The sequence below is a fragment of the Nocardiopsis sp. RV163 genome, assembly GCF_001029525.1.
Lineage (GTDB): Bacteria > Actinomycetota > Actinomycetes > Streptosporangiales > Streptosporangiaceae > Nocardiopsis > Nocardiopsis dassonvillei.
In genome coordinates this window covers 1-25,537 of the sequence record NZ_LEKI01000032.1, presented here as the reverse complement: position 1 = coordinate 25,537, position 25,537 = coordinate 1, and the positions used below count along the sequence as shown (strand labels likewise).

General features: G+C 74.2%; 21 protein-coding genes. 4 read left to right on the top strand and 17 right to left on the bottom strand.

Annotation, left to right across the window (positions count from 1 at the left end; all coding sequences use genetic code 11):
* Positions 1-15: 15 nt before the first annotated feature.
* The 3 genes from ABD54_RS08625 to ABD54_RS08615 form a co-directional block, all read right to left on the bottom strand.
* Positions 16-687: a response regulator transcription factor gene (locus ABD54_RS08625; protein WP_268778177.1), complete on the bottom strand. Its 672-nt coding sequence runs from the start codon at positions 685-687 to the stop codon at positions 16-18.
* Between the two features lie 391 nt (positions 688-1,078).
* On the bottom strand, positions 1,079-2,287 hold the full coding sequence (locus ABD54_RS08620) for a cytochrome P450 (RefSeq protein WP_047868907.1): 1,209 nt from the start codon (positions 2,285-2,287) through the stop codon (positions 1,079-1,081).
* A gap of 31 nt (positions 2,288-2,318) precedes the next feature.
* Entirely contained in the window at positions 2,319-3,260 is a 942-nt protein-coding gene (locus ABD54_RS08615) for a DUF6895 family protein (protein ID WP_047868906.1), read from the bottom strand.
* A gap of 304 nt (positions 3,261-3,564) precedes the next feature.
* Here ABD54_RS08615 and ABD54_RS08610 point away from each other — a divergent pair, with 304 nt between their 5' ends.
* On the top strand, positions 3,565-4,290 hold the full coding sequence (locus ABD54_RS08610) for a class I SAM-dependent methyltransferase (RefSeq protein WP_047868905.1): 726 nt from the start codon (positions 3,565-3,567) through the stop codon (positions 4,288-4,290).
* 85 nt (positions 4,291-4,375) lie between these two features.
* Here the strand turns inward: ABD54_RS08610 and ABD54_RS08605 are convergent, their stop codons facing one another.
* From ABD54_RS08605 to rfbH, 6 genes are all read right to left on the bottom strand, one after another.
* Complete coding sequence (locus tag ABD54_RS08605; protein WP_047868904.1) at positions 4,376-8,041, bottom strand: ABC transporter ATP-binding protein; 3,666 nt, start codon at positions 8,039-8,041, stop codon at positions 4,376-4,378.
* Complete coding sequence (locus tag ABD54_RS08600; RefSeq protein WP_047868903.1) at positions 8,041-9,198, bottom strand: lanthionine synthetase C family protein; 1,158 nt, start codon at positions 9,196-9,198, stop codon at positions 8,041-8,043. The genes ABD54_RS08605 and ABD54_RS08600 overlap by 1 nt, the downstream gene beginning before the upstream one ends.
* A complete protein-coding gene (locus ABD54_RS08595) occupies positions 9,195-12,158 on the bottom strand; it encodes a lantibiotic dehydratase (RefSeq protein WP_047868902.1) in 2,964 nt (987 codons plus the stop codon). Before ABD54_RS08595 ends, ABD54_RS08600 begins: the two co-directional genes overlap by 4 nt.
* Positions 12,155-13,183, bottom strand: coding sequence for an LLM class flavin-dependent oxidoreductase (locus ABD54_RS08590; RefSeq protein ID WP_047868901.1), 1,029 nt, complete (start codon positions 13,181-13,183; stop codon positions 12,155-12,157). The genes ABD54_RS08595 and ABD54_RS08590 overlap by 4 nt, the downstream gene beginning before the upstream one ends.
* Before the next feature lie 374 nt (positions 13,184-13,557).
* The gene (locus tag ABD54_RS08585; protein WP_017562790.1) at positions 13,558-13,737 is read right to left on the bottom strand and encodes a hypothetical protein; all 180 of its coding nucleotides are present in this window, start codon (positions 13,735-13,737) and stop codon (positions 13,558-13,560) included.
* A gap of 449 nt (positions 13,738-14,186) precedes the next feature.
* Complete coding sequence (gene rfbH, locus ABD54_RS08580) at positions 14,187-15,509, bottom strand: lipopolysaccharide biosynthesis protein RfbH (RefSeq protein ID WP_047868900.1); 1,323 nt, start codon at positions 15,507-15,509, stop codon at positions 14,187-14,189.
* A 290-nt stretch (positions 15,510-15,799) separates the two neighbouring features.
* Here rfbH and ABD54_RS08575 point away from each other — a divergent pair, with 290 nt between their 5' ends.
* A complete protein-coding gene (locus ABD54_RS08575) occupies positions 15,800-16,795 on the top strand; it encodes a Gfo/Idh/MocA family protein (RefSeq protein WP_047868899.1) in 996 nt (331 codons plus the stop codon).
* Between the two features lie 18 nt (positions 16,796-16,813).
* On the opposite strand, the gene ABD54_RS08570 is transcribed toward ABD54_RS08575, so the two are convergent.
* The 5 genes from ABD54_RS08570 to ABD54_RS27825 all read right to left on the bottom strand — a co-directional run bounded on the left by ABD54_RS08570 (position 16,814) and on the right by ABD54_RS27825 (position 19,555).
* Entirely contained in the window at positions 16,814-17,176 is a 363-nt protein-coding gene (locus tag ABD54_RS08570) for a nucleotide disphospho-sugar-binding domain-containing protein (protein WP_047868898.1), read from the bottom strand.
* A 112-nt stretch (positions 17,177-17,288) separates the two neighbouring features.
* Positions 17,289-18,344 (bottom strand): ATP-binding cassette domain-containing protein, encoded by a 1,056-nt coding sequence (locus ABD54_RS29575; protein WP_394324536.1) that lies wholly within the window; start codon positions 18,342-18,344, stop codon positions 17,289-17,291.
* A 21-nt stretch (positions 18,345-18,365) separates the two neighbouring features.
* Entirely contained in the window at positions 18,366-18,923 is a 558-nt protein-coding gene (locus ABD54_RS08560; RefSeq protein WP_047868897.1) for a GNAT family protein, read from the bottom strand.
* Between the two features lie 226 nt (positions 18,924-19,149).
* Complete coding sequence (locus ABD54_RS27830) at positions 19,150-19,272, bottom strand: SapB/AmfS family lantipeptide (protein WP_152692022.1); 123 nt, start codon at positions 19,270-19,272, stop codon at positions 19,150-19,152.
* A 160-nt stretch (positions 19,273-19,432) separates the two neighbouring features.
* Positions 19,433-19,555 carry a SapB/AmfS family lantipeptide gene (locus ABD54_RS27825; protein WP_152692021.1) on the bottom strand — a complete coding sequence of 41 codons (123 nt, stop codon included), beginning with the start codon at positions 19,553-19,555 and terminating at the stop codon, positions 19,433-19,435.
* A gap of 313 nt (positions 19,556-19,868) precedes the next feature.
* Between ABD54_RS27825 and ABD54_RS08555 the strand changes: the two genes are divergently transcribed.
* Both ABD54_RS08555 and ABD54_RS08550 read left to right on the top strand, forming a co-directional pair.
* On the top strand, positions 19,869-20,471 hold the full coding sequence (locus ABD54_RS08555; protein ID WP_047868896.1) for a GNAT family N-acetyltransferase: 603 nt from the start codon (positions 19,869-19,871) through the stop codon (positions 20,469-20,471).
* 49 nt (positions 20,472-20,520) lie between these two features.
* Positions 20,521-21,378 (top strand): ABC transporter permease, encoded by an 858-nt coding sequence (locus ABD54_RS08550; RefSeq protein ID WP_047868895.1) that lies wholly within the window; start codon positions 20,521-20,523, stop codon positions 21,376-21,378.
* A gap of 40 nt (positions 21,379-21,418) precedes the next feature.
* Here the strand turns inward: ABD54_RS08550 and eda are convergent, their stop codons facing one another.
* From eda to zwf, 3 genes are all read right to left on the bottom strand, one after another.
* Positions 21,419-22,051: a bifunctional 4-hydroxy-2-oxoglutarate aldolase/2-dehydro-3-deoxy-phosphogluconate aldolase gene (eda, locus tag ABD54_RS08545; protein ID WP_047868894.1), complete on the bottom strand. Its 633-nt coding sequence runs from the start codon at positions 22,049-22,051 to the stop codon at positions 21,419-21,421.
* Positions 22,052-22,173: 122 nt separating this feature from the next.
* Positions 22,174-24,024 (bottom strand): phosphogluconate dehydratase, encoded by a 1,851-nt coding sequence (gene edd / locus ABD54_RS08540; protein WP_047868893.1) that lies wholly within the window; start codon positions 24,022-24,024, stop codon positions 22,174-22,176.
* Positions 24,021-25,499, bottom strand: coding sequence for a glucose-6-phosphate dehydrogenase (gene zwf / locus ABD54_RS08535; protein WP_047868892.1), 1,479 nt, complete (start codon positions 25,497-25,499; stop codon positions 24,021-24,023). Before zwf ends, edd begins: the two co-directional genes overlap by 4 nt.
* Positions 25,500-25,537: the final 38 nt, after the last annotated feature.

The window sequence follows — 25,537 nt, the reverse complement described above, 5'->3', positions numbered from 1 at the left end:
GGACGCCGACCGCTCCTAGATCACCGCGCCCCCGCCCCGGACGGGGACGAGCCCGCTCCGGAAGGCCCAGACCACCAGTTGGACTCGGTTGCGCAGTCCCCGTTTGGCCAGGACGCTGGACACGTGTGACTTGATGGTGGTCTCGGACAGCCCGAGGACCCCGGCGATCTCGGCGTTGCTGGCGCCGGTGGCGACCAGCGCGACCACGTCCTTCTCGCGGTCGGTGAACTGCTCCTTCCAGTACGAGTCCGGGTCGTCCGCCCCGACGCACACGGCCGCCTCGTAGCGCACGAACTCCTCCACGACCGTGCCGACCACGGCCGGGTCGAGCACGGTGTGCCCCTCCCGGAGCGAGCGCACGGCGTCGGTGATGACGGACATGTCGCTTCCGGTGAGGATGTAGCCGCAGGCGCCGGCCCGCAGGCAGCTCACGAGGTTGTCCCTGTCGTTGGGCACCGCCAGGGCGAGGACGCGAACGCGGGGGTCGTCCAGCTCCGAGAGCTCGCGGACCACCTCGTTCCCCCTCTCCCCCAGCGCCGCCATGTCGACGACGGCCACGTCGGGACGGAGCTGCCGCGCCCTGGCCACCGCCACTCGCAGGTCGCCGGTCGTTCCGACCACCTTGATGTCTTCCGTCGCTTCGAAGGCCGTACACAGTCCCAGCCTCACTACGTCCTGGTCACCGATAATCAGTACACGGGTAATCAGCGGACCTGTCCCCTTTTCGTGCGAAACCTCCGGGGCGCGGGGGCGGGGGAACCCGGGGTTGTCCATTTGAAAGAAGCCAGCCGTCCTTAAATCCCCGCTCCCTCACGGACAAACCCATCGCCCGTGGCCGCATGTGGCCAGCGGAGAATAAAACCAAAGAAACCGGTCACAGCCCGTGTCCGCCGAGTACAGAGGTCCGAGCATCGCGCCGGGATCCTCATTTCCCGCCCTGCGGGCAATCACACCCGAGCAGGAGACACCGTGCCCAAGGACTTCAATCGGCAACCATTCCCTTTTCCATAAGATATCGCTGTGGGTATCGGACGGGGAATTCCCCTCTTTTTGGAATCCCGTCCCCAGGGCCGGATCCTCACCCGCCCCAGGCGACGGGAAGGGAGTGCACCCCGTAGACCGCGGAGGTGTCGCGCATGCGAACGCTGTGCGGCGGGACGGCCAGGCGCAGGTCGGGTATCCGCCGGAACAGGGTGCCGTACCCCAGCCGCAGTTCCGTCCGGGCCAACTGGTGGCCCAGGCAGTGGTGGGCGCCCAGACCGAAGGCCAGGTGCATGGGTCGTTCCCGCCCCGGGTCGAGCACGTCGGGTCCGGGGAAGGCCCGCGGATCGCGGTTGGCGGCTGACAGGGAGACCACGACCGCCTCCCCCGCCCGGACGCGCTCCCCGCGCACCTGCAGGTCCTCGCGGGCCACCCGCATCGCCCCGAACTGCATGATCGTCAGGTAGCGCAGCAGCTCGTCCACCAGCCGCGCCACCGGCTTCGGATCGGTGCCGGTGAGCGCCCCGCGCCACGGCCCGGGGTGGGTGAGCAGGGCGAACGCGCCCAGGGCGAGCATGCTCGCCGTCGTCTCGTGCCCGGCGACCAGCAGCAGGAAGGCCATGGCCGCGACTTCCCCGTCCGTCAGGTCCGGAGCGTCCAGCAACCCGCTGAGCAGGTCCTCCCCCGGTTCGCGGCGCTTGCGGCGCACCAGGTCGGCCAGGAAGGCGTTGAGGTCGGCGAGCGCCGCCGAGACCCGCTCCCGGGGCTGGCCCACGTCGAAGGCGACCGCCGTGTCGCGCTGGAACCGCTCGCGCTCCCCGTAGGGCACGCCGAGCAGCTCGCAGATGACCAGTGACGGCAGCGGCAGGGCGTAGTCGGCCACCAGGTCGGCGGGCGCGCCCGCCGAGAGCATGCGCTCCACGTGCTCCTCGGCGATCTCCCCGATGCGCGACTCCAGCAGGAGCATCCGCCGCCGGGTGAACTGCCCGGCCAGGCGTCTGCGGTAGCGGGTGTGCTCGGGCGCGTCCATCCGCACGAAGAAGCCGGGCGCCGCCGGAGGCGCCGGATCCTGCCCCGGCGGTGGGACGCGGATGTCCTGCCGCGCGCTGAAGCGCTGGTCCACCAGGACGTCGCAGGCCAGCTCGTAGTCGGTCACGAGCCACCCCTCCGTCCCGTCGGGCAGGGCCAGCCGGGTGATCGGAGACCTCTCGCGCAGTTCGGCGAAGCGGGGAGGCGGGTCCAGGGCGTGCTCACGCGCGGTGGGCAGGCTCACAGGGCACGCCGACGGTGTCGCGGCGTCGGCCATGGACGTGCTCCTCTCGTCGCGGGGCCCGCGCTCACGGGCGCGCGGTCGCCCCGGCGTGTGCGGCGGCCATCGCGGTGACCAGGGTCGTGTGGTAGCAGGTGCGGAAGACGTAGGCGGTGGCCCGTTCCCCCGTGCGCCCGGCCAGGACCCCGGCGTCGAAGGGCGGGCCGGGCAGGGAGCCGTCGGGGCGCTGGGCCCCGGCCAGCCGCTCCCAGGCCCGCCGTTCCAGCGTGAAGGGCCCTCCTCGGACGATCCGCGCGCACAGGAGCAGTTCGGCGGCCAGGTCCAGGTGGCCCTCGTCCAGGTAGGCGCGCAGCAGGCCGTCGAGCACGCGCCCCGTCCGCGCGGCGTCCCCCGGCAGCGGCCGGGCCCCGAAGTCGGTGGCGTACAGGACGGCGTGCGTGACCCCGTAGGCGTCGTACTCGCCGGTGCCGCCCGCGTGCTCGGCCAGGCAGGCCTCGTAGAGCGGCGCGGCGCCGGGCAGGTCCGCGGGTGCGGTGAGCCCGGCCAGGTCGAGGATGTGGCGCAGTTCCAGGGCCAGTACCGGCGAGGCGCCCGCGCCGGGGTGCCTCGGGGGCCGCTGCTCGGCCGGGGCGCGCGCGTCCGCGAGGGGCCCGTCCGCCGGACGGCCCAGGTCGGCCAGCAGCGCCGCCGTCCACAGCCGGTAGGGCGGGTTCTCGCCCTCCCCGCCGGCGGCGGTCGCGGCGACAGCGTCGCGGGCCAGCTCAGCGGCGGCGCGCTCCAGTTCCGCGGCTCCGGGCGGGGCCGGGTCCGTCCGGCGCAGGAGGCGGCAGAGCATGAGCAGCTCCATGACGGTGGACCCGGCGAAGTCGCGCGGCGGGAAGTGGTCGTCCCAGCGCGGCCCGAACCACTCGGCGTGGTCGGTGAGCCAGGCCAGGGCCGCGTCCAGGACGCCGGAGGCGGTGCTCGCGTCCGTCCGGGCCGTCGTGCCCGTCCCCCCGGTGGCGGCCATCGGTCCTCCCCGTCGTGCGCCGGGCGGGTCCCGGCGGTCTCCTCTTCCCTGCCGACGCTCCCGACACTAGGTCGGCCCCGCGCACTGCGCCTCGGTCCGGAGGAGGAAATACGCGCCCCTCCCTCGGACCGGCCGGGACCGTCCGGGCGGCGGAGCCTCCTACCTGGGGAGGAGGATGCGCGAGAATGTCCGGGAATCGCGCCGCGAAGGGTGTCGTGAAGCGTTGTGCGGTCCCGGGTCGCGGGTAGGTTGAAGCCCGCGTTCACGGAGAGCGACCATCGAGCGACACTGGAGTGGGGACGGTATGGGAGACATCGACCTGGCGCTGATCGGGGACCTGTACCGCAGGTACCGGGACCCCCTGGCGAAGGTGCGGGACGCGCAGCGCGAGTTCCTCCGGCGCACGCGCGGGCGGATGACGCCGCAGCTGGACGACCTGGAGGCGGAGATCACCTACCTGCTGCTGCGCGAGACGCGGCCGGACACGGTGATGGAGCTGGGGACCTTCCACGGCTGGTCCACCACGTGGATCCTGTCCGCGCTGCGCGACAACGGCGGGGGGACGCTGCACTCCTTCGACATCGTGGACAACGTGGTGGCGAACGTGCCCTCCGAGCTGTCCCTGGGCCGGTGGGAGTTCCACAAGGGCGACGTCCGCGAGAACATGTCCCGGGTCCCCGAGGGGATCGGGTACCTGTTCGTGGACGCCGCGCACAACGGCCGGTTCGCCAGGTGGTACCTGGATGCGCTGTTCCCGCGCGTGGCACCGGGGACGCCGGTCAGCGTCCACGACGTCTTCCACGGCAAGCGGGTCCTCCCCTTCACCGAGGGCGCCGTGGTGCTGTCGTGGCTGCGCGAGAACGGCACGGACTTCTTCACCCCCTCCCGCAAGAGGGCCCCCGCTCCCTACACCGCCCTCCTGGAGCTGCGGGAGGACCTGGGACTGGGCGAGCCGGTGCGCACCAGCACCGACAACCCGATGATCTACTTCCGGATGCCCCAGCACCGGGGCGTCCGGAACGGGAGCTGAGGAACCCGCGCCGGTCCTGGCCCCGGGCCGTGCGAACGGGGGTCCGGGGTGGCGGGGCGTCCGCGCCGGTCGGGGCCGCCCGGCCTCAGACCGGCACCGGCCCCGCCCCGCTGCTCCGCCGCAGGCGGGCGTAGGCGCCCCCCGAGGCCGACAGCTCCCCGTGCGTGCCGGTCTCGACCACCCTCCCCCCGTCGAGTACCGCGATCCGGTCCGCGCGGGCGGCCGTCGCCAGGCTGTGGGTGACCACGAAGGTCGTCCTCCCCCGGGACAGGCGGTCCATCGCCGTCAGCACGGCGCGCTCGGTGCCCGGGTCCAACCCCGCGGAGGGCTCGTCCAGCAGCAGCACGTCGGGGTCCACGAGCTGCGCCCGCGCCAGCGCGACGAGCTGGCGCTGTCCGGTGGACAGGCCGCGCCCGCGCTCGCCGACCGGATGGCGCATCCCCCGTGGCAGGGCCGCCACGGCGCCCAGGGCGCCGACGGCGCGCACGGCCTCCTCCACCTCGCGGTCGTCGGCCCCGGGGCGCCCGTAGCGCACGTTGTCGGCGACGGTCCCGCTGAACAGGTGGGGTTCCTGGGGGACCACTCCGAGTCTGCGCCGGTGCTCGGCCGGGTCGAGGTCGCGCACGTCCGTCCCGTCCACCAGGACCGCTCCCCGGTCGGGGTCGTGGAAGCGGGCGATGAGCCTGACCACGGTGGACTTCCCGGCGCCGGTCTCGCCGACCAGCGCCACTGTCTCGCCCGGGTCGGCGGACAGGGTGACGTCGGCCAGGGCGGGCCCGCCCGCGCCGGGGTAGGTGAAGCCGACCCCCTCCAGGCGCACCCGGCCGCCGCCCCGCCGGACCGGTGCGGGGACCGCGCGCCGGGAGGCCGCGGCGGTGGGCGGCGTGCGCAGCAGTCCGCCGATGCGGTCCACGCCCACGCGCGCCTGCTGGTAGCTGTCGAAGACCACCGACAACTGCTGGAACGGGGCGTAGAACATCCCCAGGTAGAGCAGGAACGCGGTCAGGACGCCCACCGACAGGGTGCCCTCCGCCACCCGGTACGCGCCCGCCCCGAGGACGGCGGCGGTGGACACGTCCCCGAGCAGGGTGACGAACGGGAAGTACAGGGCGATGTGGCGCTGAGCGGTCAGCCGGCTCCTGCGGTAGCGGTCGGACAGGGCGGCGAAGCGCTCGCTCGCGCCGTCCTCGGCCCCGGCCGCCTGGGACTCGCGCGCCCCCGCCACCTGTTCCTGGAGGTCGGCGTTGACCTCCCCGATCCGTTCCCGGGACAGGTGGTAGGCCAGCGACACGCAGCGGCGGAAGTACAGGGTCGCGGCGAGCAGCACCGGCAGGACCGCCAGGGCGACCAGGGCCAGGCCCGGGTCCAGCACCAGCATCGCCGCGACCATCCCCAGCACGGTGGCGCCGTTGACCACGACGATGGTCAGCCCGCTCTCCACGAACGTGGACAGCGCGGTGACGTCGGTGGTCATGCGGGTCATGGTCCCGCCGCCGCGTTCGCGCTCGTGGAAGTCCACGCCGAGCCGGTGCAGGTGCCGGAAGACGCGCAGGCGCAGGGCGTACAGGGCGCTCTCCCCGGTCCGGGTGACCACGCGGGGCTGGAGGGCCAGGACCCACCAGTTGACCGCCACCAGGGCCAGGGCCGCCGCGCCCGCGGCCGCGACCGCGCCCGCGTCGCCGGGGGCGACGCCCCGGTCGAGGCCCCAGCGCAGTACCACGGGCAGGGCGGTGGTGGCCAGGGCGTCGGCCAGGACCAGCAGGACGGCGAGCGCCAGCAGGGCCCGGACGGGGGCCAGCACCCGTCGGACGCCGAAGCGCGCTCCGGGCTCCTCCGGCGGCGTGCGGTCCAGGCGCCCGGCGGGACGGTCGTCGGCGGCGGGCAGCGCTGCCTCGTCGGGGTCGGTCGCCTCCGGCAAGGGTTCGGGCCACAGGGGGGAGCCGCCGCCCTCGGATGCCGGGGCGGGTTCCTCGACTTCCTCGACGCCGCCCCCGTCCCCGGCGCACAGCCGCGCGAAGAGCGGGCAGCGCCGGGTCAGTTCCGCCTCGGTGCCCACGTCCACCACCCGGCCGCCGTCGAGCACCGCGATCCGGTCGGCGAGGGCGAGGGTGGACCTGCGGTGGGCCACGAGCAGGACGGTGCGGTCGGCGGTGACGTCGGCGAGCGTGGCGACCATGGCGGCCTCGGTGGCGGCGTCCACGGCCGAGGTCGCGTCGTCGAGCACCAGGACGCGGGGGTCGCCCATGAGCGTGCGGGCCAGAGCCACGCGTTGGCGCTGGCCGCCGGACAGGGTCAGGCCGCGCTCGCCCACGGGGGTGTCGTAGCCGTCGGGGAGCGCGCGGACGAAGCCGTCGGCACCGGCGGCGCGGGCCGCCGCGCGGACCTGCTCCCGGGTGGCGTGCGGGCGCCCGTAAGCGATGTTGTCGGCGACGGAGCCGGAGAACAGGAAGGGTTCCTCGAAGGCCACGCCGACCGCGGCGCGCAGTGAGCGCAGGCGCAGCGAGCGCACGTCCACCGCGCCGCCGGGAGGGCCGATCCGCACGGCGCCGCCGGTGGTGTCGTAGAAGCGGGGCAGCAGCAGCGAGACGGTGGACTTGCCCGACCCGGCGGGGCCGACCAGCGCCAGGGTCTCGCCCGGCCGCACGCGCAGGGACAGCCCGTCGAGCACGGTGGAGTCGCGGGTGTAGCCGAAGCGCACGCCGTCCAGTTCCACGCCGACCGGCCCCTCGGGCACGTCGGCGGCGTCGGGCGCGTCGGTGACGTCGGGGCGGGAGTCGGCGAGGTCGAACACGCGCAGGGCCGCGGGCCGCACGAGCTGGGCGCTCATGACCAGGTTGGACAGGGACGCCGACGGCGCGGTGAGGGTGACCATGTACCCCGAGAAGGCGACGAGGGCGCCCAGGGACACCTCGCCGCGCGCGACCAGCCACGCGCCCGCCACCAGCACCGCGGCCTGGCCGAGGTAGGGCAGCACGCCGAGGGTGGCGCTGGGGGCCGCCTGCATGCGGGCCACCCGCATGCGCTCGCCGAACAGGCGGGCGGCGAGGTCGGCCAGGCGCCGGGTCTCGCGCTCCTCCTGCCCGAAGGCCTTGACGACGCGGACGCCGGTCACGGTCTCCTCGACGTGCTGGGCGATCTCGGCGGCGCGGCGCTGCACGGCCATGGTCGCGGGCGGCATGCGCCTGCTGACCCGCGCCGTCACCACGACGAAGGAGGCCACGACGGCCGCGGCCACGACGGTGAGCACGGGGGAGAGCCACAGCATCGCGGAGAAGGCGAACACGATGAGCACGAGGCCGCCCAGTGCCTGCGGCGCGGTGGCCAGCAGCCCCTGGACCAGTTGCAGGTCCGTGTTGGCGCGCGACATCACCTGGCCGGTGCGCAGGGTGTCCTGTTTGCCGCCGTCGAGCCGCTGCACCGAGTCGAACACGGCCGTGCGCAGGTCGTGCTGGACGCCCAGGGCGAGCTTGCCGGACAGGAACTGGCGGGCGAACGCCCCGGCGAACTGGAGCGCGGCGGCTCCCAGCAGGGCGAGGGCGAGCACGCCGATCCGGTCCGTGCGCCCCTGGACCGCGTCGTCCACGGCGATCTGGGCGGCCAGCGGCGCCAGGGCGGTCAGCCCGGTTCCCAGGACGGCCGCCGCGGCCACCCCCGCGGCCAGCCCCGGGTGGCGGCGGCAGGCGGACAGCAGCCGCAGGACCCAGTGGCGGCCCCGGGCGGCGGGCGCTTCGGTCGGCGGGGAGCCGGGCATCAGACCTCCGGTGTGACGGGGCGTGCCAGGACGAGCTGCTCCCACGCGGGCCGCGCCCCGGTGGCCGCGTACAGCAGTGCCAGGGCCACTCCCGCGTCCCCTTCGAGGAAGGAGGCGTCGCGGATCATCCCGGCGGGGTTGAAGTAGGTCAGCGGGCCCCCGGCGCGCCGCTCGGCGAGCCAGCCGGTCCAGCGCCGGACGCACTCCAGCCCCTCGGGGAGGCCGTGGTCGTCGTGGGCGCGGCGGCCGAACCAGACCAGTCCGGCGGCGCCGTGGCACACGCACCCGTCAGTGATCCCGCAGTCCCGCTCGGGCCGGGTGGCGACCGCCAGGGCGGTGGCGCGGGCCAGGTCGGCGTCGCGCGGGTCCCCGGTGACCCCGGCGGCCGCGGTCAGGGCCAGGGCGATGCCGGGGTCCCCCGAGCACCAGGTGGCGCGGGCGGGCGTGTAGCGCGTCTCGACGCGGTGCGGGAAGACGGCGTGGGAGAAGTCGCCGCGCTGGGCGCGCAGCCAGCGCACGGATTCGTCGAGCAGCGGGCGTGCGCGCGGGGCGGCGGCCGTACCGGCGGCCGAGGCGAGGTAGGACACCAGTCCGGCGGTGCCGTGGGCGGCGCCGAGCACCCGGCAGCCCGCGGACTGGTCGGCGCGGCGCGCCGGTGAGTCGCCCAGACGCAGGAACAGGCCGTCGCCGTCGCGTTCGGCGCGCTCCTCGACCACGTCCAGGACGCCGGAGGTGGCCTTGTCGCGGAACCCGGCGTCGGGGTGGGCCAGGGCGTAGGCGCCCAGGCCCAGCACACCCATGGGCAGGTCGACCTCGCCCTCGGCTGGGTAGTCGGCGATCCACCGCAGGACGGCGTCGTCCACGGCGCCCAGTCCGGACGGCTCGGTGCCGCGCTCCCGGGCGAGCCGGAGCGCGGTCCACCCGGCCTGGGCGGCGCCCCGGTAGAGCCAGGGGCCGGTGCCGCCGCCGGAGCGCAGCAGGCCCATCGCCCCGTGGAAGGCGTCCTCCGCGCGGTGGTCCTCACCGAGGGCGCGGGTGAACTCCATCCGGGCCACGGCCTGGTCCAGCAGCAGCGGGAACGTGGGGTTCTCGCGCACATGGGCGTCCATGTCGGCCAGGAACCGCCGCGCCAGGTCCAGCGTGTCAGCTTCGTTCATCGCTTCTTGCCCTCCAGTGCGTGCAGGCGGCGCAGGTGGCGCCGGGCGAGTTCGTGCGCCAGGTACTCCATGCGCACCGCGTCGAAGGCGAAGGTCCGGTTCAGGTGCAGGTGCAGCGCCGACCCGAACACCGACCACCGGCCGCGGGTCCCGGTCCCGGGCTCCAGAGCGGCGGCCAGCTCGCCCAGGGCCTTGGCCACGTCCTCGTCGGGGCGGACCCCCCCGACGTGGGCGCGCAGGGCGGAATCGTGCGCGCGGGCGAACTTGCCGAGGCGGTTGCCCTCGCGGGTGGGGGACACCCCCAGGCCGCCCTGGCACGCGCGCAGGAACTCGTCGCGCTCGTCGAAGGCGGCGAACAGCTCGGTGCACCAGTGTGTGACGTCGGCGACGGCCCGGTAGAGGCGGGCGGACTCGTCGGCCAGGTCCGGCAGCGCGGCGGCGACGCGGTCGCTGGAGGCGGTGAACAGCCCCTCGGCCGCCCGCAGGCCATCGGTACCGCCGTAGCGCGCCACCTCGGGCACGTACTCGTCCAGGACGACCCTGCTGACCAGACCTTCGGCGGCCAGCCGGGCTCCGAGGGCGTCCACGGCGGTGAGCACGCCGGGCCGCGCGGCGGGTTCGGCCGGGCGGACGCGCACCCGCACGTGGTAGCCGTCCCCGTCCTGGTAGCGGAGGAAGAACCACTGGTCGGCCTCCCCGGCGGCGCGCAGGTCCGTGGAGAGCCGGTGGGCGCGCGACACCACCTGGTCGGCGGTGGCGTGCCCGCAGTACAGGCGCGCGTAGACCCAGGCCCGGCCGTGGCCGCGGTCCAGGAGGGCCGTGCCCGGGCCGGGGCCGGGCGGCTCGCGCAGGACGGGCCCGGTGGGCACGACCACCTCGGCGACGTGGCCCCCGCCGGGGCCGCGCACGGCGGGCGCCTCGGCCTGGGGCATCTCCACGAAGGCGGTGTCGCGGTCTCCGGCGCGCGCCAGGGCGGCGCGCACCGAGGCGTCCTCGCGCAGGTCCACGGGGAGCACGTGGTCGTACTCGCCGGTGCCCACCCAGGTGCGCCCGCCCAGGTCGGGCAGGCGGTCTCGCAGCGCGGCGGCCGGGGAGCGCGCGGACAGGACCGCGGCGACGTCCCCGGGGCGCAGCAGCCAGCGCTCGGGGCTGACCACGACCCGGCCGCAGGTGACGCGCGGCAGGTGGGGCAGACGGGCCAGCGGACCCCATGACCAGCCCGCTCCCCCGGACGTGGCCAGGTGGCCCAGCACCGCGTAGACCGGGTCCAGACCGTGGAAGTCGACGTTGTGGGCGGTGTTGAGCTCCACGAGGACGGGGCGGCCGGTACGGGAGTCGCGCAGCCGGAATCCGTCCGGGCACAGGCGCAGGAGCAACCGGTCCAGGTGCAGGGTGCCCGCGTGGGCTCCGGTCAGGGCGATGGTCTCGTCCAGCACCCGGGGGCGCAACAGGACGTTGCCGATGCGTCCGCCCGGGTGGTAGACGAGTTCGGCGTGGAGGGGCTCCTCCGCCGCGTCCTCGGCGCGGTGCCGCTCGCGGGCGCGGTCCACCTGCTCCCGGACGCGGTCGGCCACGGCGGGGCGGTGGAGGCCGAACCTGGCCGCCAGGGCGTGGGGGGCGCGGCCGACCCCGCCGACGAGCATGCTGTGCGGTCCGTCGTGGGAGGCCGGGTCGGCGTCGCCGAGCAGGACGGCCAGCAGCGCGCGGGAGCCGTCGGTGTCGGCCTCGGGCAGGTGGGCGATGTCCACGGAGCCGCCGCCGAGGTGGCCGCCGTCGGCTGTCCAGCGTCCGAGCAGGTCGAGCAGCTCGGGCTCGACGGTGGACTCGGCGGGGCGGGAACCGGTGCGCAGGCCCGCCCTGGCCGCGAGGTCGGAGGCGCCGCGCCCGGCGGGCCGGAGCACTCCCGACTCCAGGTCCAGCGCGCTCAGCAGCGGCACCTCGGCGTCCTCGAAGCGCTGGGCGAAGGCGGCGCGGAAGGAGGGCATGTCGAAGCCGGGGCCGCCGCCGGGGGAGGAGAGGGAGGCGAGGCGGCGCACGGCGGAGCGCAGGTCGGCGACGGTGCGCCGGTCCAGGCTGGCGGCGCGCATGGCGAGTTCGGGGTGCAGGTCGAAGCGTTCGGCGTACTTGGTCCGGGCCAGGGCGGGCGCGTGGTCGGCGGCGCGGTCCCAGGCGGTGTCGAGCCGGTCGCGCAGCCCCGGCTCGAAGGGGCGCTCCCCGGCCGCGTCGGCCAGCAGGACGCGAACGGCGGCGGCCCGGTCGCGGTCGCCGACGGCGTCCAGGAGGCGTACGGCCCGGTCGGCGGGCTCGTCGCCGGGGGCGATCAGGCCGTCGGAGGGCTGGAGCAGGCCCCTGTCCCGCAGGCCGCGCACGAAGGCGCGCAGGCGGTCGGGCCCCACGCCGGGCAGCCGCTCGGCGAGCGCGTCGGCGAGGTCGGCGGCGCTCGTCTCGGCGCCGCCGAGGACCTCCAGGGCGGTGTCGATGGCCTCGGTGCGCCGCACGCTCACCACGGCCGCGGTCGCGTCACCCGGAGCGGCGAAGCGCACGGCGGAGGGGCCGACGCCGGCCAGGGGGTTGAGGCGCAGGGGGACGCGGTCGGGGTCGGCTTCGGCGAGGGCTTCGGCGACCGTCTCCTCCAGCGCGCGCACGTCCACGCGCACCCGCACGCGGTGCCGGTCGCGCCTGTCGGCCTCCAGATCGCGGCTGTCCCCGACCGTCAGCGGCGCGGTTCCGGCGAACAGCCCGTAGGGGGTGGCGCGCCCGCCCATGCGCGCGAGGTAGCGCAGCAGGGTGGTGCGGGCCCGCTCCTCGGACGCGGACGCGGTGCGCAGGTGTGGGTCGGCGGCCAGGTCGACGGCCATGGCGGCGACGGGGTCGTGGACGTCTCCCGCGGCGACCATGCGGGCGGACTCCTCGACGCTGAGCAGGGGTACGCGGACCAGGCCGAAGTCCGGCCCGCTCACCGGGCACCGCTCCCCGTGGCGGCGGCCTCGGCGGGGAGGGGCCCGCCGACGGGCGCCGGGTGGCCGGTGGGTGCGGCGGCGCCGCCTGAGGTGTCGCCGCCGGGAAGGGCCGCGCCCCCGGCGGGGTACGCCGCGCGGCGGCGCACGGCGGCGAAGACCTCCTCCACCGCGCGCAGGTGGTCCTGGGGATCGCTGGACAGCTCGGTGACGACCGCCTCGTCGGCGCCGGTGATGGCCAGGACGCGGTGCACGGCTTCGGCGCACTGGTCGGCCGTGCCCGCGCAGTTGACCCGCACGCCCTGGCGCAGGCTGTCGGCGCGCGCCGTGGCGGGGTCGTCGTTGGCGACCAGGGCCAGGGCCACGGCCGTGCGCCCGCCGGGGTACGCCGCGCGGTAGGCCCTGAGCGTGCTGACGCAGGCGTCCACGTCGGTGTTGAAGAACAGGGCGTGGCAGTAGTGGGTTCCGGTCCTGGCCGCGATCTCGGCGGAGCGGTTGCCGGCTCCGTGCGACCAGAGCTGGAACCCGGTGTCGACCGGATCGACCCATTCGGAGCCCCCGCGCAGGAGGGCGACGGTCGCGTCGACGACGGCGCCCACGTCCTGGCCGCGTTCTCGCAGGTGGGCCAGGTCCTCGGCCGCTCCCCCGCTCACGTCGCCCCGGCCGAACCCGACGTCGAGGCGGTCGGGGCAGAAGTGCGCGGCGGCGGCGACGTCCTCGGCGGTCAGGTGGGGGTCGCGGATCCTGGACAGCGTGACGGCGGTGCCCACGCGCACGCGCCGGGTGTGGCTGCCCAGGACGGCGGCCAGCAGCAGCGGGTTGGTGCTGGGCACGCCGGAGGCGTGGTGCTCGGGCAGCCAGACGCGGCTGTAGCCCAGCCGCTCGGCGAGCAGTGCCGAGGCGAAGGCGGTGTCGCGCTTGTCCCGGACGGGTCGGCCCTCGGTCAGGTCGAGGTACTCCAGCAGGCCCAGCGGCGGCGCGGCGTCCGGCGGCGTCTCCTCGCGGTCCTGCGCTGTGTCTTCGTGCATGGGGGCTGCCTCCTCGGCCGGGTCCGCGCCCGCGGCGCCGCGCTCGCGGAAGGGACGGAGAACACCTGTGGATGTGCCGCGGGGCGGCGGTCGCCGAGCGGCCGCCGCCCCGGGTCTGGTCGTGCCGGGCCGCGGTGGTTCAGGGACGGGGTTCCACCTCACGGACGGCCGGATGCCGTCCACGGCCTCTGTGGGGACTACGGTCCGATCCCCGGGAAGTGTTCCGCGGAGGCTTTCGGATCGGCGAGCGGCCGTCCGGGCGATCTCTCGCAAGACGGTTCGCGCGGGTCAGCCTGGTTGGCTTTCCGAGCGGGACCGGCGCGGCGGGAGGCAGTCCGTTGGTCGCGAGCCCGAAACGCTCCGAGGAGCACGACCTAGCAGGAGACGGTGTTGGCGCTCGGGCAGGGGGTGCCCCAGCAGGTGGTGCCGAAGGTGATCGGACCGGGGGCCTCGGCGCCGCTGTTCTCGACGGACTGGCCCGAGCCCGGGGTCTCGAAGGTCTCGGCGTCGACGTCGAGGTTGATCTCGGGGCGGTTGCTGGCGGAAACGGCCATGGGAATGCCTTTCTCGAAACACGGCGACCGTTTTGTCGGTAACGCCTGTTGTGAAATACACATTAGGCTCCGACCGCGCCGCGGTCTTCATTCACGCGGACCATTTTCCCCTCATCCTTCAGGACGGGGCCGCGGCCTTCCGCGGGACACCCTCCCGTCCCCGGGTGCGGGGGTCGCGCAAAGGAGGACCCCACCCGAAGGAGGGCCGCGAATGCCCGCGATCCGGGAAACGGACCCGCTTCCACCTGCGTTTCTTCCTGACCCACCCGGCACGGCGACTGCTGCGCCGTCGCCGGTGGCCGGGGCCGCGCGGCCCCGTGCCTCCGCCCCGGGGAGGAGGCACGCCGACCTGAGGCGGAAAGCCCGGATAACAGCAGAAAGACGTAAAAATAACCCGAGAAAATGAAAACCCCGACCGCCGAGACGGCGGCCGGGGACCGGAAACCGTGTCAGAGGACGCCCCTGTGCCGTTCCTTGACGAACTCGGTGATCGAGGAGACCACGTAGTCGATCATCTCGTCCGTGAGCCCGGGGTAGACCCCGGTCCAGAAGGTCCGCTCCGTGGCGATGTCGCTGTTCTCCAGGTCTCCGGACACGCGGTGCGGCCGGTCCAGGTAGGCGGGGTGCCGGGTCAGGTTGCCCGCGAAGAGCAGGCGGGTACCGATCCGCCGGGACTCCAGGAAGTGGACCAGCTCGGCCCGGTCGAACGGAGCCCCGGGGTCCACGGTGACCACGAAGCCGAACCAGCTCGGATCGCTGTTGGGTGTGGCCTCCGGCAGGATCAGGCCCGGAAGCCCGTCCAGGCCCTCCCTCATCCTGCGCCAGTTGCGGCGCCGGGCCTCGCCGAAGGAGTCGAGCTTGTCGAGCTGGCTCAGCCCGAGCGCCGCCTGGAGGTCGGTCGCCTTCAGGTTGTAGCCCACGTGGGAGAACGTGTACTTGTGGTCGTAGCCGGAGGGCAGCGTCCCGAGCTGGTAGCTGAAGCGCTTGCGGCAGGTGTCGCTTTCACCGGGCTCGCACCAGCAGTCCCGCCCCCAGTCGCGCATGGACTCCACCACACGGGCCAGCATGAGGTTGGACGTGAGCACGCAGCCGCCCTCGCCCATGGTGAGGTGGTGCGCCGGGTAGAAGCTGACCGTCGACAGGTCGCCGAAGGAGCCCGTCACCCGCCCGTCGTGGAGGGAGCCCACGGCGTCGCAGTTGTCCTCGATCAGGAACAGGTCGCGCTCCTCGGCCAGGCGCGCCATCTCCCGCGCCTCGAACGGGTTGCCCAGCGCGTGGGCGATCATGATCGCCCGGGTACGCGGGCCGATGGCCCGTTCCACCCTTTCGACCGTGGTGTTGTAAGTGCGCAGTTCGATGTCCACGAACACGGGTACGAGCCCGTTCTGGAGGATCGGGTTGACGGTCGTCGGGAACCCGGCGGCGACGGTGACGACCTCGTCGCCGGGGCGCAGCCGCTGGTCCTCCAGCAGGTGCGAGGTCAGGGAGGACAGCGCGAGCAGGTTGGCCGAGGAGCCGGAGTTCGTGAGGTGGGCCTTGCGCCTACCGAGCCTGCGGGCGAACGCGGACTCGAACCGGCGTGCGCTGGGGCCCGCCGCGATGCGCATGTCGAGGGCGGCCGCGACCAGGGCCACCCTGTCCTCCTCGTCCAGGACCGCCCCGGAGGGCCAGATCTCCGTCACACCCGGAACGAACTCGCGTTGGGTGCGGGTGGACCGGTGGTGGTCGCGGACCGCATCGAGAACAGCCGCCGCCTCGTCACTCGTCGCCATGCGTGGTACCTCCCTCCTGGGCTCGCGGTCCGGACGGGAGCGGACCCCTCCGACCGCTTCCGCGGACACCGGACCCTCCCGGCCTCCGGGCCCGGGTACAGCGCCGAAAGAATAGGGGAAGCGCCGCACGGCACCACCCCCTTCAGGAGGGGGGAGCGGACCCGCTGCCGCTCCTGCGCGGGCGGCGGCGCCCCCGCCCGCCGCGGCTCTGGCAGTATGGCCGCGCCGAGTCCGTGGCAGGCTGCCGCCGCCACCGGTGCCTCGGCAGCGGTCGACACGAGGGAGGTCGTGTGTCCTCGACGCTCGGGGGTACGGGAGCGCCGGTACGGCTCGGGCTGATCGGCTGCGCCGACATCGCCTGGAGGCGCGTCCTGCCCGCCGTGGCGGTGACGCCCTCGGTGGAGCTCGTCGCCGTGGCCAGCCGCGACCCCGCCAAGGCGCGCGGGTTCGCCGAGCGCTTCGGCTGCGAGGCCGTCACCGGCTACGCCGACCTGCTCGCGCGCCCGGACCTGGACGCCGTGTACATGCCGCTCCCGGTGGGGCTGCGGCACGAATGGGTGGGCCGGGCACTGGAGGCCGGGCTCCACGTCCTGTCCGAGAAGCCCCTGACCGTCGGCGAGCGGACCTCGGCCGAGCTGGTCACCGAGGCCGGTCGGCGCGGCCTGACCGTCATGGAGAACTTCGCGTTCCGGCACCACTCCCAGCACCACGAGCTGAGGCGGCTGCTGGAAGGCGGCGCGGTGGGGCGCGCACGCGCGCTGATGTGCGAGTTCGGCGTGCCGGCGCGCGCGCCGGGGGACATAAGGCACGACCCGGCGCTGGGCGGCGGCGCGCTGCTCGACGTGGGCGTGTACCCGCTGGGCCTGGCGCAGTTCCTGTTGGGCGACGGCCTGCGCGTACGCGGCGGCTTCCTGGACCACGATCCGGACACGGGGGTGGACGCGCGGGGTTCGGTGCTGCTCTCGGGTCCGGGCGGGGTGTCGGTGCAGCTCGGGTTCGGCTTCGGGATGCACTACCGCAACACCTACACCGTCTGGGGGGAGAAGGGGAGCCTGCGGCTGGACCGGGCCTTCACACCGCCCGAGACGCTGCGTCCCGCCCTGGAGCTGCGCACGGACGAGGGGGCCGAGGACCTGTCCCTGGAGGCCGACCACCAGTTCCGCAACCTGTTGGCGGCGTTCGCGGACGGCGTGCGGGGGCGGGCGGCCGTGGACACGGCGCCGGTCCTGGCCCTCGCCGGCCTGGTCGAACGCGTCCGCGGGGCCGCCGCCCGCTCCCCGGTCTGAGCGCGTGCGCGCCGGGCGTCAGCCCCTCACCCGGCGGACGAGCGCGTCGGCGAGGTCGGACGGCGAGGGCATCGCGCGCATCTCGTCGCGCACGCGCGCGGCGCCCCGGGCCAGGACAGGGTCCTCCAGCAGCCGGGAGACCGCCGTGCTGACGTCCCCGGCGGTCATGGTCCGGTGGGGGACGGCGACAGCCGCGTCCCGCGCGGCGAGCATGTCGGCGAGCATCGGGGCGTCGAACCAACTGGGGACGATGACCTGCGGCACGCCCGCGTCCAGTCCCGTGAGCACGGTCCCCCACCCCCCGTGGTCGACCATGGCGGCGCAGGTGGGGGCCAGGGCGTGCAGGGGCACGTACTCGACCAGGCGGGCGTTGCCGGGCACGGCGCAGTCGGTGGGACCTGCGGCCCGGTGTGATCCACACGGCCGCGCCGTCGAAGGACCACGAGCCGTCGCGCGCGCTTACCTCAGCCATGCCGTCATCGTAGGGGAGAGGTCACCGCCCGGCCCCTTCGACGGAGGGTTCGGCCCCCTCGCCGCGTTCCTCCGCGGGGGTGTTGATGCCCCGGCCGGTGTGGGCGAGGAAGACGTCGTCCAACGAGGGCGACCTGACCTGAACCGACGTGATCTCGGTGTCCGTCTCGGCGAACAGGCGGGGGACGAACCGGCGCCCGTCGGCCACCGTGAACCAGACGGTGTCGCCCTCGACCACCGGGGCCGTGTCCAGGATCGACCGGAGCCGCTCGCAGAGCGCCCCGGGGTCGCGCGCGACGATCTCCACGCGGTCCCGCCCGATCCCCGCCTTGAGTTCGGCGGGGCTGCCGACCGTGACGATCCCACCGCCGTCGATGATGGCGATGCGGCCGCAGTTCTCCGCCTCCTCCAGGTAGTGCGTGGTCATGAGCACGGTGACGCCCTCGCGCTCGTCGAGCTCCCTGACCCGGTCCCAGATGGCCTCCCTGGAGCGGGGGTCGAGCCCGGCGGTCGGCTCGTCCAGGAACAGCAGGCGCGGGCCGTGCAGCAGCCCCCTGGCGATCTCCAGCCGCCGCCGCATACCGCCGGAGTAGGTGCCCGCCAGCCTCTCCCGCTCCTCCCACAGGCCCACGTCCCGCAGTGCCCGGGAGACCCTCTCGTCGACCTCCCCGGGGGCACTCCGTAGATCTCCGCGTGGAACCTGAGGTTGTACCAACCCGTCAGGTAGCGGTCGAGGGTCTGTTCCTGGAACACCAGGCCGATGCTGCGGCGCACGTCGGGCCGCTCCCGGACGATGTCGAAACCCGCGATCGAGCCCGTTCCGGAGGTCGGTGTGACCAGGGTCGAGAGCATGCCGATCAGCGTGGACTTGCCCGCTCCGTTGGGCCCGAGGAGACCGAACAGCTCCCCGGGGGCCACGTCCAGGTCCACCCCCCTGACGGCCTCGACCTCGCCGAAGCGCTTGGTCAGTCCGCGCGCGCGGACCATGGCCCGCGGGCCGGAGCCGTTCACCGGCGTGTTCTCCAACAGTCCTCCGTACGTAGGGCGCCCCGTGTCGGGCGCGCGGACGCGGGCGCACCGGTCCAGCGGGCGGGGACCCTCACGCGGGGTCCGCCCCGCCGACGCGCCCGTCGACGAAGCCGGTCCCGGTCCGCTCCCACGCGTCCCGGTAGACCGCGAAGACGCGGGCCGTGCGCAGTGCGCCCCCGACGAGCACGTACTCGGGCAGGGAGCCCTCCAGCCGGACCTCGGCCCCGGTGCGGCGCAACGCGGAGGGGTCCTCCTCCAGGGTCCACAGGTAGAGCTTCCTGAGGTTCCACATGGAGAACGCGTAGTTGACGGTGAGCGCGTGGGCGTCGGTGGCGCCCCGCGGCCCCAGGACCGCCTCGTCCGCCGCCAGGGAGCAGCAGCCGTGGCGCGCCTGGAAGTTGAACCCGTGCAGGGAGGCGTAGCCCGCGACGCGCCCGGATCCCGGGACGCGCACGAGGAACTGCGCGCCGACCTGGTCGTACGCGCCCGGCCACAGGGCCTCGAACACCTCGCGTCCGGGCACTCCGGCCACGCCGTGCCCGGCGAGTTCGTCGTAGACCCCGCCGCCCCTCCTGGTGTCGGTGGGGTCGAGCACGGCGTCGGCGGAGCCGGTGTGGGGGAAGATCATCGGACACGACCTCTCGCGGGCCGGGCCGTCGCGCCCGGCCGGACGTCGGGGGGAGCGCCGCCGAGGAGGACGCCTCCGCGGCGCTCCCGTCGGGGGCCTGGGCTCCGTTCCTCGAACCGGTCTCAGCTCGTGGGGGTCGGTTCGGGCGCCCACCGGATTCTGGATGCGCCGGATACGGGCGCCCGAACGCGGACCGAAGCGGAGCGAAGGTCCAGGAGAACACTGCCTAGGCGGGGCGGACGATCACGTCACCGCTGCATCCGACGAGGCTGAGGCCGCTGTTCAGCATGGTGCTCTCGTCGACAGCGATCTCGAAACGCTGCAGATCGAGAACGTCGGAAAGGGTCATGTTCCCTCCTCGGAAGAGAATGGACGGGGGTGCCGGCACGAAAGGAACATAGAAGAACTCGGGACCGCCCAAAAGAGAGGTTCCCGCATCCGCCCGGACAGCCCCCTTCCTCCTTTGGTGGGATCATCCGCAGAACCCCTTCCGCGTGGCGCACCCGGCCTCAGGCGGGCCTGACGATGACGTCGCCGCTGCAGCCGACATAGCTCAGACCGCTGTTGAGGAGGGCCTCCGCCTCCAACCTCACGCCCAGGGCCTGGAGGGAGAGGACATCGGAAATGATCATGGTTCCGCCTTTCTCGGATGTTTTTCCGGCAGGACGCGCCAGAACCTAGACAAGGGTTTCCAGGGGCGCAAGGGAAAGGCGTGGAACCGCACGTCCCGCCGGCGGGACGTTTACGCGCGCGGGGCCCGTGGGCCCCCTCGGACGCGCGGCGCCCTTTCGCGGGCTTTCACGCGAGGACGTTCGGGGCGCTTTCTCCGCCCTCCCGCGCCGATCACGCTATGGGAGCGCTCCCATAACCGGGGGCGCGTGCAAGGATGGCCTCCCCCGGGCTGCTACGCCCGACGGTCCCACGGAAAGGGCAGGGCAGTCGGCGATGATCTCCCTCCACCTCCAGACCCCCCGTGTCCGGTTCAGCCCCATCGGGGAGGACAACGTCCTCGGGCTGTACCGACTGCTGCTGAGGCTCGGGATCGAGACGCTCCCGGCACGGGACAGCTTCGCGTCGTCCTTCAGGGCGCTGGACGGTTCCGACGTCACCGTGCTCCAGATCGAGGCCACCGGAAGCGGCGAGGTGCTGGGGTTCGCCTCGGTCCGCGAGCGCAGCCCGGCCGGACACGTGAAGATCGGCATCTTCATGGACCCGGACGGACTCGCCGCCGGGGTCGGCGCCGAATCCATGATGCTCCTCGTCAACTACGCGTTCGCGCGCTGGGACGACATCAGGAAGGTGTACGCGCTGACCACGGACGCGAGCCTCATGCACTTCGGTTCGGCGCTGTTCGCCACGCCCAGGGAGGCGACGCTCCCCGGCCACGTCTACTTCCGGGGACGGCTGTGGGACCTGCACTACTACTCGGTCTCCCGGGACCACTGGCTCCAGACGGGGGCCCGGCTCCTCGCGCGCATCACCGGGGGCCGGACTCGGCGGGAGGGCGGCCCGGTGGGGATCGGCTCCGCGCCGGTCTGGACCGAGTGACGGGCGCCCGGACAGGCACCCCACCACCACGAGCAAGGACAAGGACCAGATGACGGCCACGCGACGGCGCCCGCTCCCCACCTCGCCCTTCGGGTTGGGCCACGACCTGCGCACGGTCCGGGTCGTGCTCAAGCGCGACCTCTTCCGCTTCGTCCACGACGTCAGCCGGGGCGTGGCGATGCTGCTCCAGTCGGTGATGTGGCTGTTCGTCATCGGGGTGGGCTTCGGCTCCCTCATCCCGAGGGGCGAGGACGACCTCCCGCTGACCGCCGTGATGTTCCCGGGCGTGGTCGTCATGACCGTCATGGGGACGGCGGTGTCGGCCGCGGCGACCATCGTCACCGACCGCGAGGTCGGCTTCCTGCGCGGAATGCTCGTCGCCCCGGCCAAGCGCTCCGCGCTGATCCTGGGCAAGATCCTCTCGGGCGCGGTCCTGGCCACCATCCAGGCCAGCATCATCCTGGCGGTGGCCGGCCTGGCGGGGGTGCCCTACGCGCCGGGGCTGATGCTGACCCTGTTCGGGCTCACCTTCCTCGTGGCGCTGACGGCTTCGGCTGTGGGCGTCCTGATCGCGATCTCGGTCCGGGGCAGCGAGGCGTTCATGGGGATGGCCCAACTGGTCATCTCGCCCCTGGTCCTGCTGTCGGGCGCCATGTTCCCCATCGGAAACCTCCCCTCCTGGCTGACCGCGATCACACTGGTCAACCCCGTCACCTACGTCTTCGACCCCATGCGCCAGGCGGTCTTCGCCCACCTGGACACCTCACCGGAGACCGAGGCGCTGTTCAACCCCGGCATCACCTGGTTCGGCTGGCAGATCCCCTGGGCGGCCGAGGTCGCCCTCGTGGCGGGCGTGGGCGTCCTGCTGGTCTGGCTGACGGTGGTCAGGTTCGGCGACTCCGAGTAGCGGGCGCCCCGGTATCGGCGGGACCGGGGCGTGGGCGGCGCTACAGGGCGGCGGCCTCCGCGGCCAGTCCGGTGATCCGCTCCCACTCCCCCGCCGCCACCAGGTCGGCCGGGGTCAGCCAGCTACCGCCCACGCAGCCCACGTTGGGCAGCGCGAGGTAGGTGGGGGCCGAAGCGACGGTGATGCCGCCGGTCGGGCAGAACCGCACCTGGGGCAGGGGGCCCGCCAGCGACTTCAGGAACGCCGCGCCGCCCGAGGCCTCGGCCGGGAAGAACTTCATCTCCGTCACCCCGCGCTCCAGGAGCGCCAGGGCCTCGGAGACGGTGCCCACGCCGGGCAGGAAGGGCAGGCCCGTGTCGGACATGGCCGACGCCAGCCGGTCGGTGCACCCCGGGCTGACCAGGAAGCGCGCTCCCGCTCCGGCGGCCGCGGCCGCCTGGTCGGGGGTAGCCACGGTGCCCGCGCCGACCACGGCCTCGGGCACCTCGGCGGCGATCCGCGCGATGGCCTCCAGGGCGGCCGGGGTCCGCAGGGTCACCTCGATGCCCGGCAGGCCGCCCGCCACCAGCGCGCGGGCCAGCGGCACCGCGGAGTCGGCGTCCGAGACGACCACCACCGGCATCACCGGGGCCAGGTCGAGGATGTCGGCGCCCGAACGGGGGTTCGTCGTCATGTCGTGTCTCTCCAGGGTCGGTCGAAGGTCTGGGGTGGGCGCACCGCGGCGGCGGGGGCGTGCGCGGCGGGTGTCCGCCGCGCGCACCCGGGCCGGTCCCCCGGCGCGCCCGGGTCGGCGGGTCAGGGTCCGAAGACCCCGGCGCCCCTCTCGGCGGGGCCGACCGCGCCGCGCAGGGCCGCGAAGAGCTCCCGGCCGGTGCCGGTGGCGGAGTCCGCGCTGGGACGGGCGGGTTCGCGGCCGGTCAGGTCGGCCAGCACCTCCAGTGTGCCCTTGGTGGCGTCCAGGCGGATGGGGTCGCCGTCGCGGACGTAGGCCAGCGCGCCGCCCGCCTCGGCCTCGGGGGAGACGTGGATGGCGGCGGGCACCTTGCCCGAGGCGCCCGACATGCGGCCGTCGGTCACCAGCGCCACCTTCTGGCCCCGGTCCTGGAGCACGGCCAGCGGCGGCGTGAGCTTGTGCAGCTCGGGCATGCCGTTGGCGCGCGGCCCCTGGAAGCGGACCACCGCGACGAAGTCGCCGGTCAGCTCCCCGGCGGTGAACGCGTCCTGGAGTTCGGCCTGGTCCCCGAAGACGCGGGCGGGCGCCTCCACCACGTGCCGCTCCGGCGCGACCGCGGACACCTTGATGACGGCGCGGCCCAGGTTGCCCGACAGCATGCGCAGGCCGCCGTCGGGGGCGAAGGGGTCGTCCGTACCGCGCAGGACGGAGGTGTCACCGCTCTCCTCGGGGCCGTCGATCCAGGTCAGCTCGCCCCCATCCAGGTTCGGGACCTTGCGGTAGCGGCCCAGGCCCTCGCCCATCAGGGTGCGCACGTCCTCGTGGAGCAGTCCGGCGTCCAGCAGGGAGCCGATCAGGTGGGCCATGCCGCCCGCCTCGTGGAACTGGTTCACGTCGGCGGCGCCGTTGGGGTACATGCGGGTGAGCAGCGGCACCACCTCGGACAGGTCCGCGAAGTCGTCCCAGGTCAGCTCGATACCGGCGGCGCGGGCGATGGCGACCAGGTGCAGGGTGTGGTTGCTGGAGCCGCCGGTGGCCAGCAGGGCGACCACGGCGTTGACGACGGCCCGCTCGTCGACCTGGCGGCCGACCGGGTTGTAGGAGTCGCCCAGGGCGGTGCGGGCGAGCACGCTGCGCCCGGCCTCGGCGGTCAGGGCCTCGCGCAGCGGGGTGCCCGGCTGCTCGAAGCTGGCCCCGGCCAGGTGCAGGCCCATGACCTCCATGAGCATCTGGTTGGAGTTGGCGGTGCCGTAGAAGGTGCAGGTGCCGGGCGAGTGGTAGGCGGCGGACTCGGCCTGGAGCAGCTCGCGGCGGCCCACCTGGCCTTCGGCGAAGCGCTGGCGCACGCGGGCCTTGTCCTTGTTCGGCAGGCCCGAGGGCATGGGTCCGGCGGGCACGAAGGCCACCGGCAGGTGGCCGAAGGACAGGGCGCCGATCAGCAGGCCCGGCACGATCTTGTCGCACACGCCGAGCATCAGCGCGCCGTCGAACATGTCGTGGGAGAGGGCCACGGCGGTGGCCATCGCGATGACGTCCCGGCTGAACAGGGACAGCTCCATGCCCGCGCGGCCCTGCGTGATGCCGTCGCACATGGCGGGCACGCCCCCGGCGAACTGGGCGACGCCGCCCGCCTCGGCCACGGCGGCCTTGATCACGGCCGGGTAGGACTCCAGCGGCTGGTGCGCGGAGAGCATGTCGTTGTAGGCCGAGACGATCGCCAGGTTGGGCGTGACGTCGCCGGACAGCTTGAGCTTGTCCGAGACGCCGCAGGCCGCGAACCCGTGGGCGAGGTTGGCGCAGCCCAGGGCGGAGCGGGCGGGGCCCTCGGCCGCAGCCGCGTCGATCCGCGCCAGGTAGGCGGACCGGGTGTCGGCGCTGCGTTCGGCGAGGCGCCGGGTGACGTCTGCGACGACGGGGTGGACGGCGGGTCCGTACCCTGCGGTGTCGGCGTCGCCGGGGATGTGCGCGGTCATCGGGGTCGCTCCTCTTCGTACCACGTACGGCCTGTTCGGCCGATGAGCCGGTGCGCGCCCGCGGGGCCGGCGCTTCCGGCTGGATAGGTCTCGGGGGTGGTGCTCAGGCCGTTCCACGCCTCGATGACGGGATCCACCCAGCGCCAGGCGGCCTCGACCTCGTCGCGGCGCATGAAGAGGGTGGGGTCACCGGCCAGGACGTCCGTCAGCAGCCGCTCGTAGGCCTCGGGCGAGCGTGTGGCGAACGTGTCGGCGAAGCTGAGCTCCAGCGGGGCGGGCCGCAGCCGCAGCGCTCCGGCGCCGGGCGTCTTGGCCAGCATGGTCAGGTGTATGCCCTCGTCCGGCTGGAGCCGGATGACGAGGCTGCCCGCGCCGGGCAGGTTGGTGCCGGGGAAGATCGTGTGCGGCACCTCGCGGAAGCGGATGACGATCTCCGAGCGGGAGTGCGACATGCGCTTGCCGGTGCGCAGGTAGAAGGGCACCCCCGCCCAGCGCCAGTTCGCCACCTCGGCGCGCAGTGCCACGAAGGTCTCGGTGTCGCTGAGTGCGGGACCGCCGGACTCGTCGAGGTAGCCGAGCACCTCCGACCCCTGGACGGAGCCGCGCCCGTACTGGCCCCGGACGGTGTCCTCGGCGACGCGGTCCCCCGTGAGGGGGCGCAGCGACTGGAGGACCTTGAGCTTCTCGTCGCGGACGGAGTCGCGGTCGTAGCTGGCCGGGGGCTCCATGGCGGTCAGGCACAGCAGTTGGAGCAGGTGGTTCTGGACCATGTCGCGCATGGCGCCGGAGGTGTCGTAGTAGCCCCGGCGCCCGCCGACGCCGACGGTCTCGGCGGCGGTGATCTGGACGTGGTCGATCCAGCGGGAGTTCCACAGGGGTTCGAGGAAGACGTTGGCGAACCGCAGCACCAGCAGGTTCTGCACCGTCTCCTTGCCCAGGTAGTGGTCGATGCGGTAGATGCGCGACTCGTCGAAGACCGCCCCCACCGCGTCGTTGACGGCGCGGGAGGAGGCCAGGTCGCGGCCCAGGGGCTTCTCCATGACCACGCGGGAGTCGGGGGTGACGAGTCCGGCGCCGCTCAGGCCGCGGCAGATCGCGCCGGAGATCATCGGCGGGACGGCGAGGTAGAAGACGCGGTCGCGGCCGGGGCCGAGGGCGGCGGTGAGGGCGTCCCAGCCCGAGGGGTCGCCGCCGACGTCCACGGTGACGTGGGAGAGGCGCTCCAGGAACCGGTGGAGCACGTCGGGCTCGGCGACCTGGACGGCGTGGTGGCCGCGGACCGCGGAGGCGGCCTTGTCCCTGAGGTCGGCGTCGGTGAGGCCGTCGCGTGAGACGGCGACGACGCGGGTCCCCCCGTCCAGGTGGCCGTCGCGGTCCAGCAGGTACAGGGAGGGGAGGAGTTTGCGCATGGACAGGTCGCCGGTACCCCCGAAGACCACCAGGTCGGTGGCACGGGACGCGGACTGCTGCGGCATCTTCGGTCTGCTCCAGCGGGGAGGGAAGGGGATGGGGG

Coding starts and splice junctions, on each gene's coding strand:
- ABD54_RS27825 (WP_152692021.1), bottom strand. CDS start 19,555: ATGATCATTTCCGATGTCCTCTCCCTCCAGGCCCTGGGCGTGAGGTTG.
- ABD54_RS08560 (WP_047868897.1), bottom strand. CDS start 18,923: ATGATCTTCCCCCACACCGGCTCCGCCGACGCCGTGCTCGACCCCACC.
- eda (WP_047868894.1), bottom strand. CDS start 22,051: ATGACGACGAACCCCCGTTCGGGCGCCGACATCCTCGACCTGGCCCCG.
- ABD54_RS08600 (WP_047868903.1), bottom strand. CDS start 9,198: ATGAACGAAGCTGACACGCTGGACCTGGCGCGGCGGTTCCTGGCCGAC.
- ABD54_RS08605 (WP_047868904.1), bottom strand. CDS start 8,041: ATGCCCGGCTCCCCGCCGACCGAAGCGCCCGCCGCCCGGGGCCGCCAC.
- ABD54_RS08620 (WP_047868907.1), bottom strand. CDS start 2,287: ATGGCCGACGCCGCGACACCGTCGGCGTGCCCTGTGAGCCTGCCCACC.
- ABD54_RS08585 (WP_017562790.1), bottom strand. CDS start 13,737: ATGGCCGTTTCCGCCAGCAACCGCCCCGAGATCAACCTCGACGTCGAC.
- ABD54_RS08610 (WP_047868905.1), top strand. CDS start 3,565: ATGGGAGACATCGACCTGGCGCTGATCGGGGACCTGTACCGCAGGTAC.
- edd (WP_047868893.1), bottom strand. CDS start 24,024: ATGACCGCGCACATCCCCGGCGACGCCGACACCGCAGGGTACGGACCC.
- ABD54_RS27830 (WP_152692022.1), bottom strand. CDS start 19,272: ATGACCCTTTCCGACGTTCTCGATCTGCAGCGTTTCGAGATCGCTGTC.
- rfbH (WP_047868900.1), bottom strand. CDS start 15,509: ATGGCGACGAGTGACGAGGCGGCGGCTGTTCTCGATGCGGTCCGCGAC.
- ABD54_RS08615 (WP_047868906.1), bottom strand. CDS start 3,260: ATGGCCGCCACCGGGGGGACGGGCACGACGGCCCGGACGGACGCGAGC.
- ABD54_RS08590 (WP_047868901.1), bottom strand. CDS start 13,183: ATGCACGAAGACACAGCGCAGGACCGCGAGGAGACGCCGCCGGACGCC.
- ABD54_RS08550 (WP_047868895.1), top strand. CDS start 20,521: ATGACGGCCACGCGACGGCGCCCGCTCCCCACCTCGCCCTTCGGGTTG.
- zwf (WP_047868892.1), bottom strand. CDS start 25,499: ATGCCGCAGCAGTCCGCGTCCCGTGCCACCGACCTGGTGGTCTTCGGG.
- ABD54_RS08555 (WP_047868896.1), top strand. CDS start 19,869: ATGATCTCCCTCCACCTCCAGACCCCCCGTGTCCGGTTCAGCCCCATC.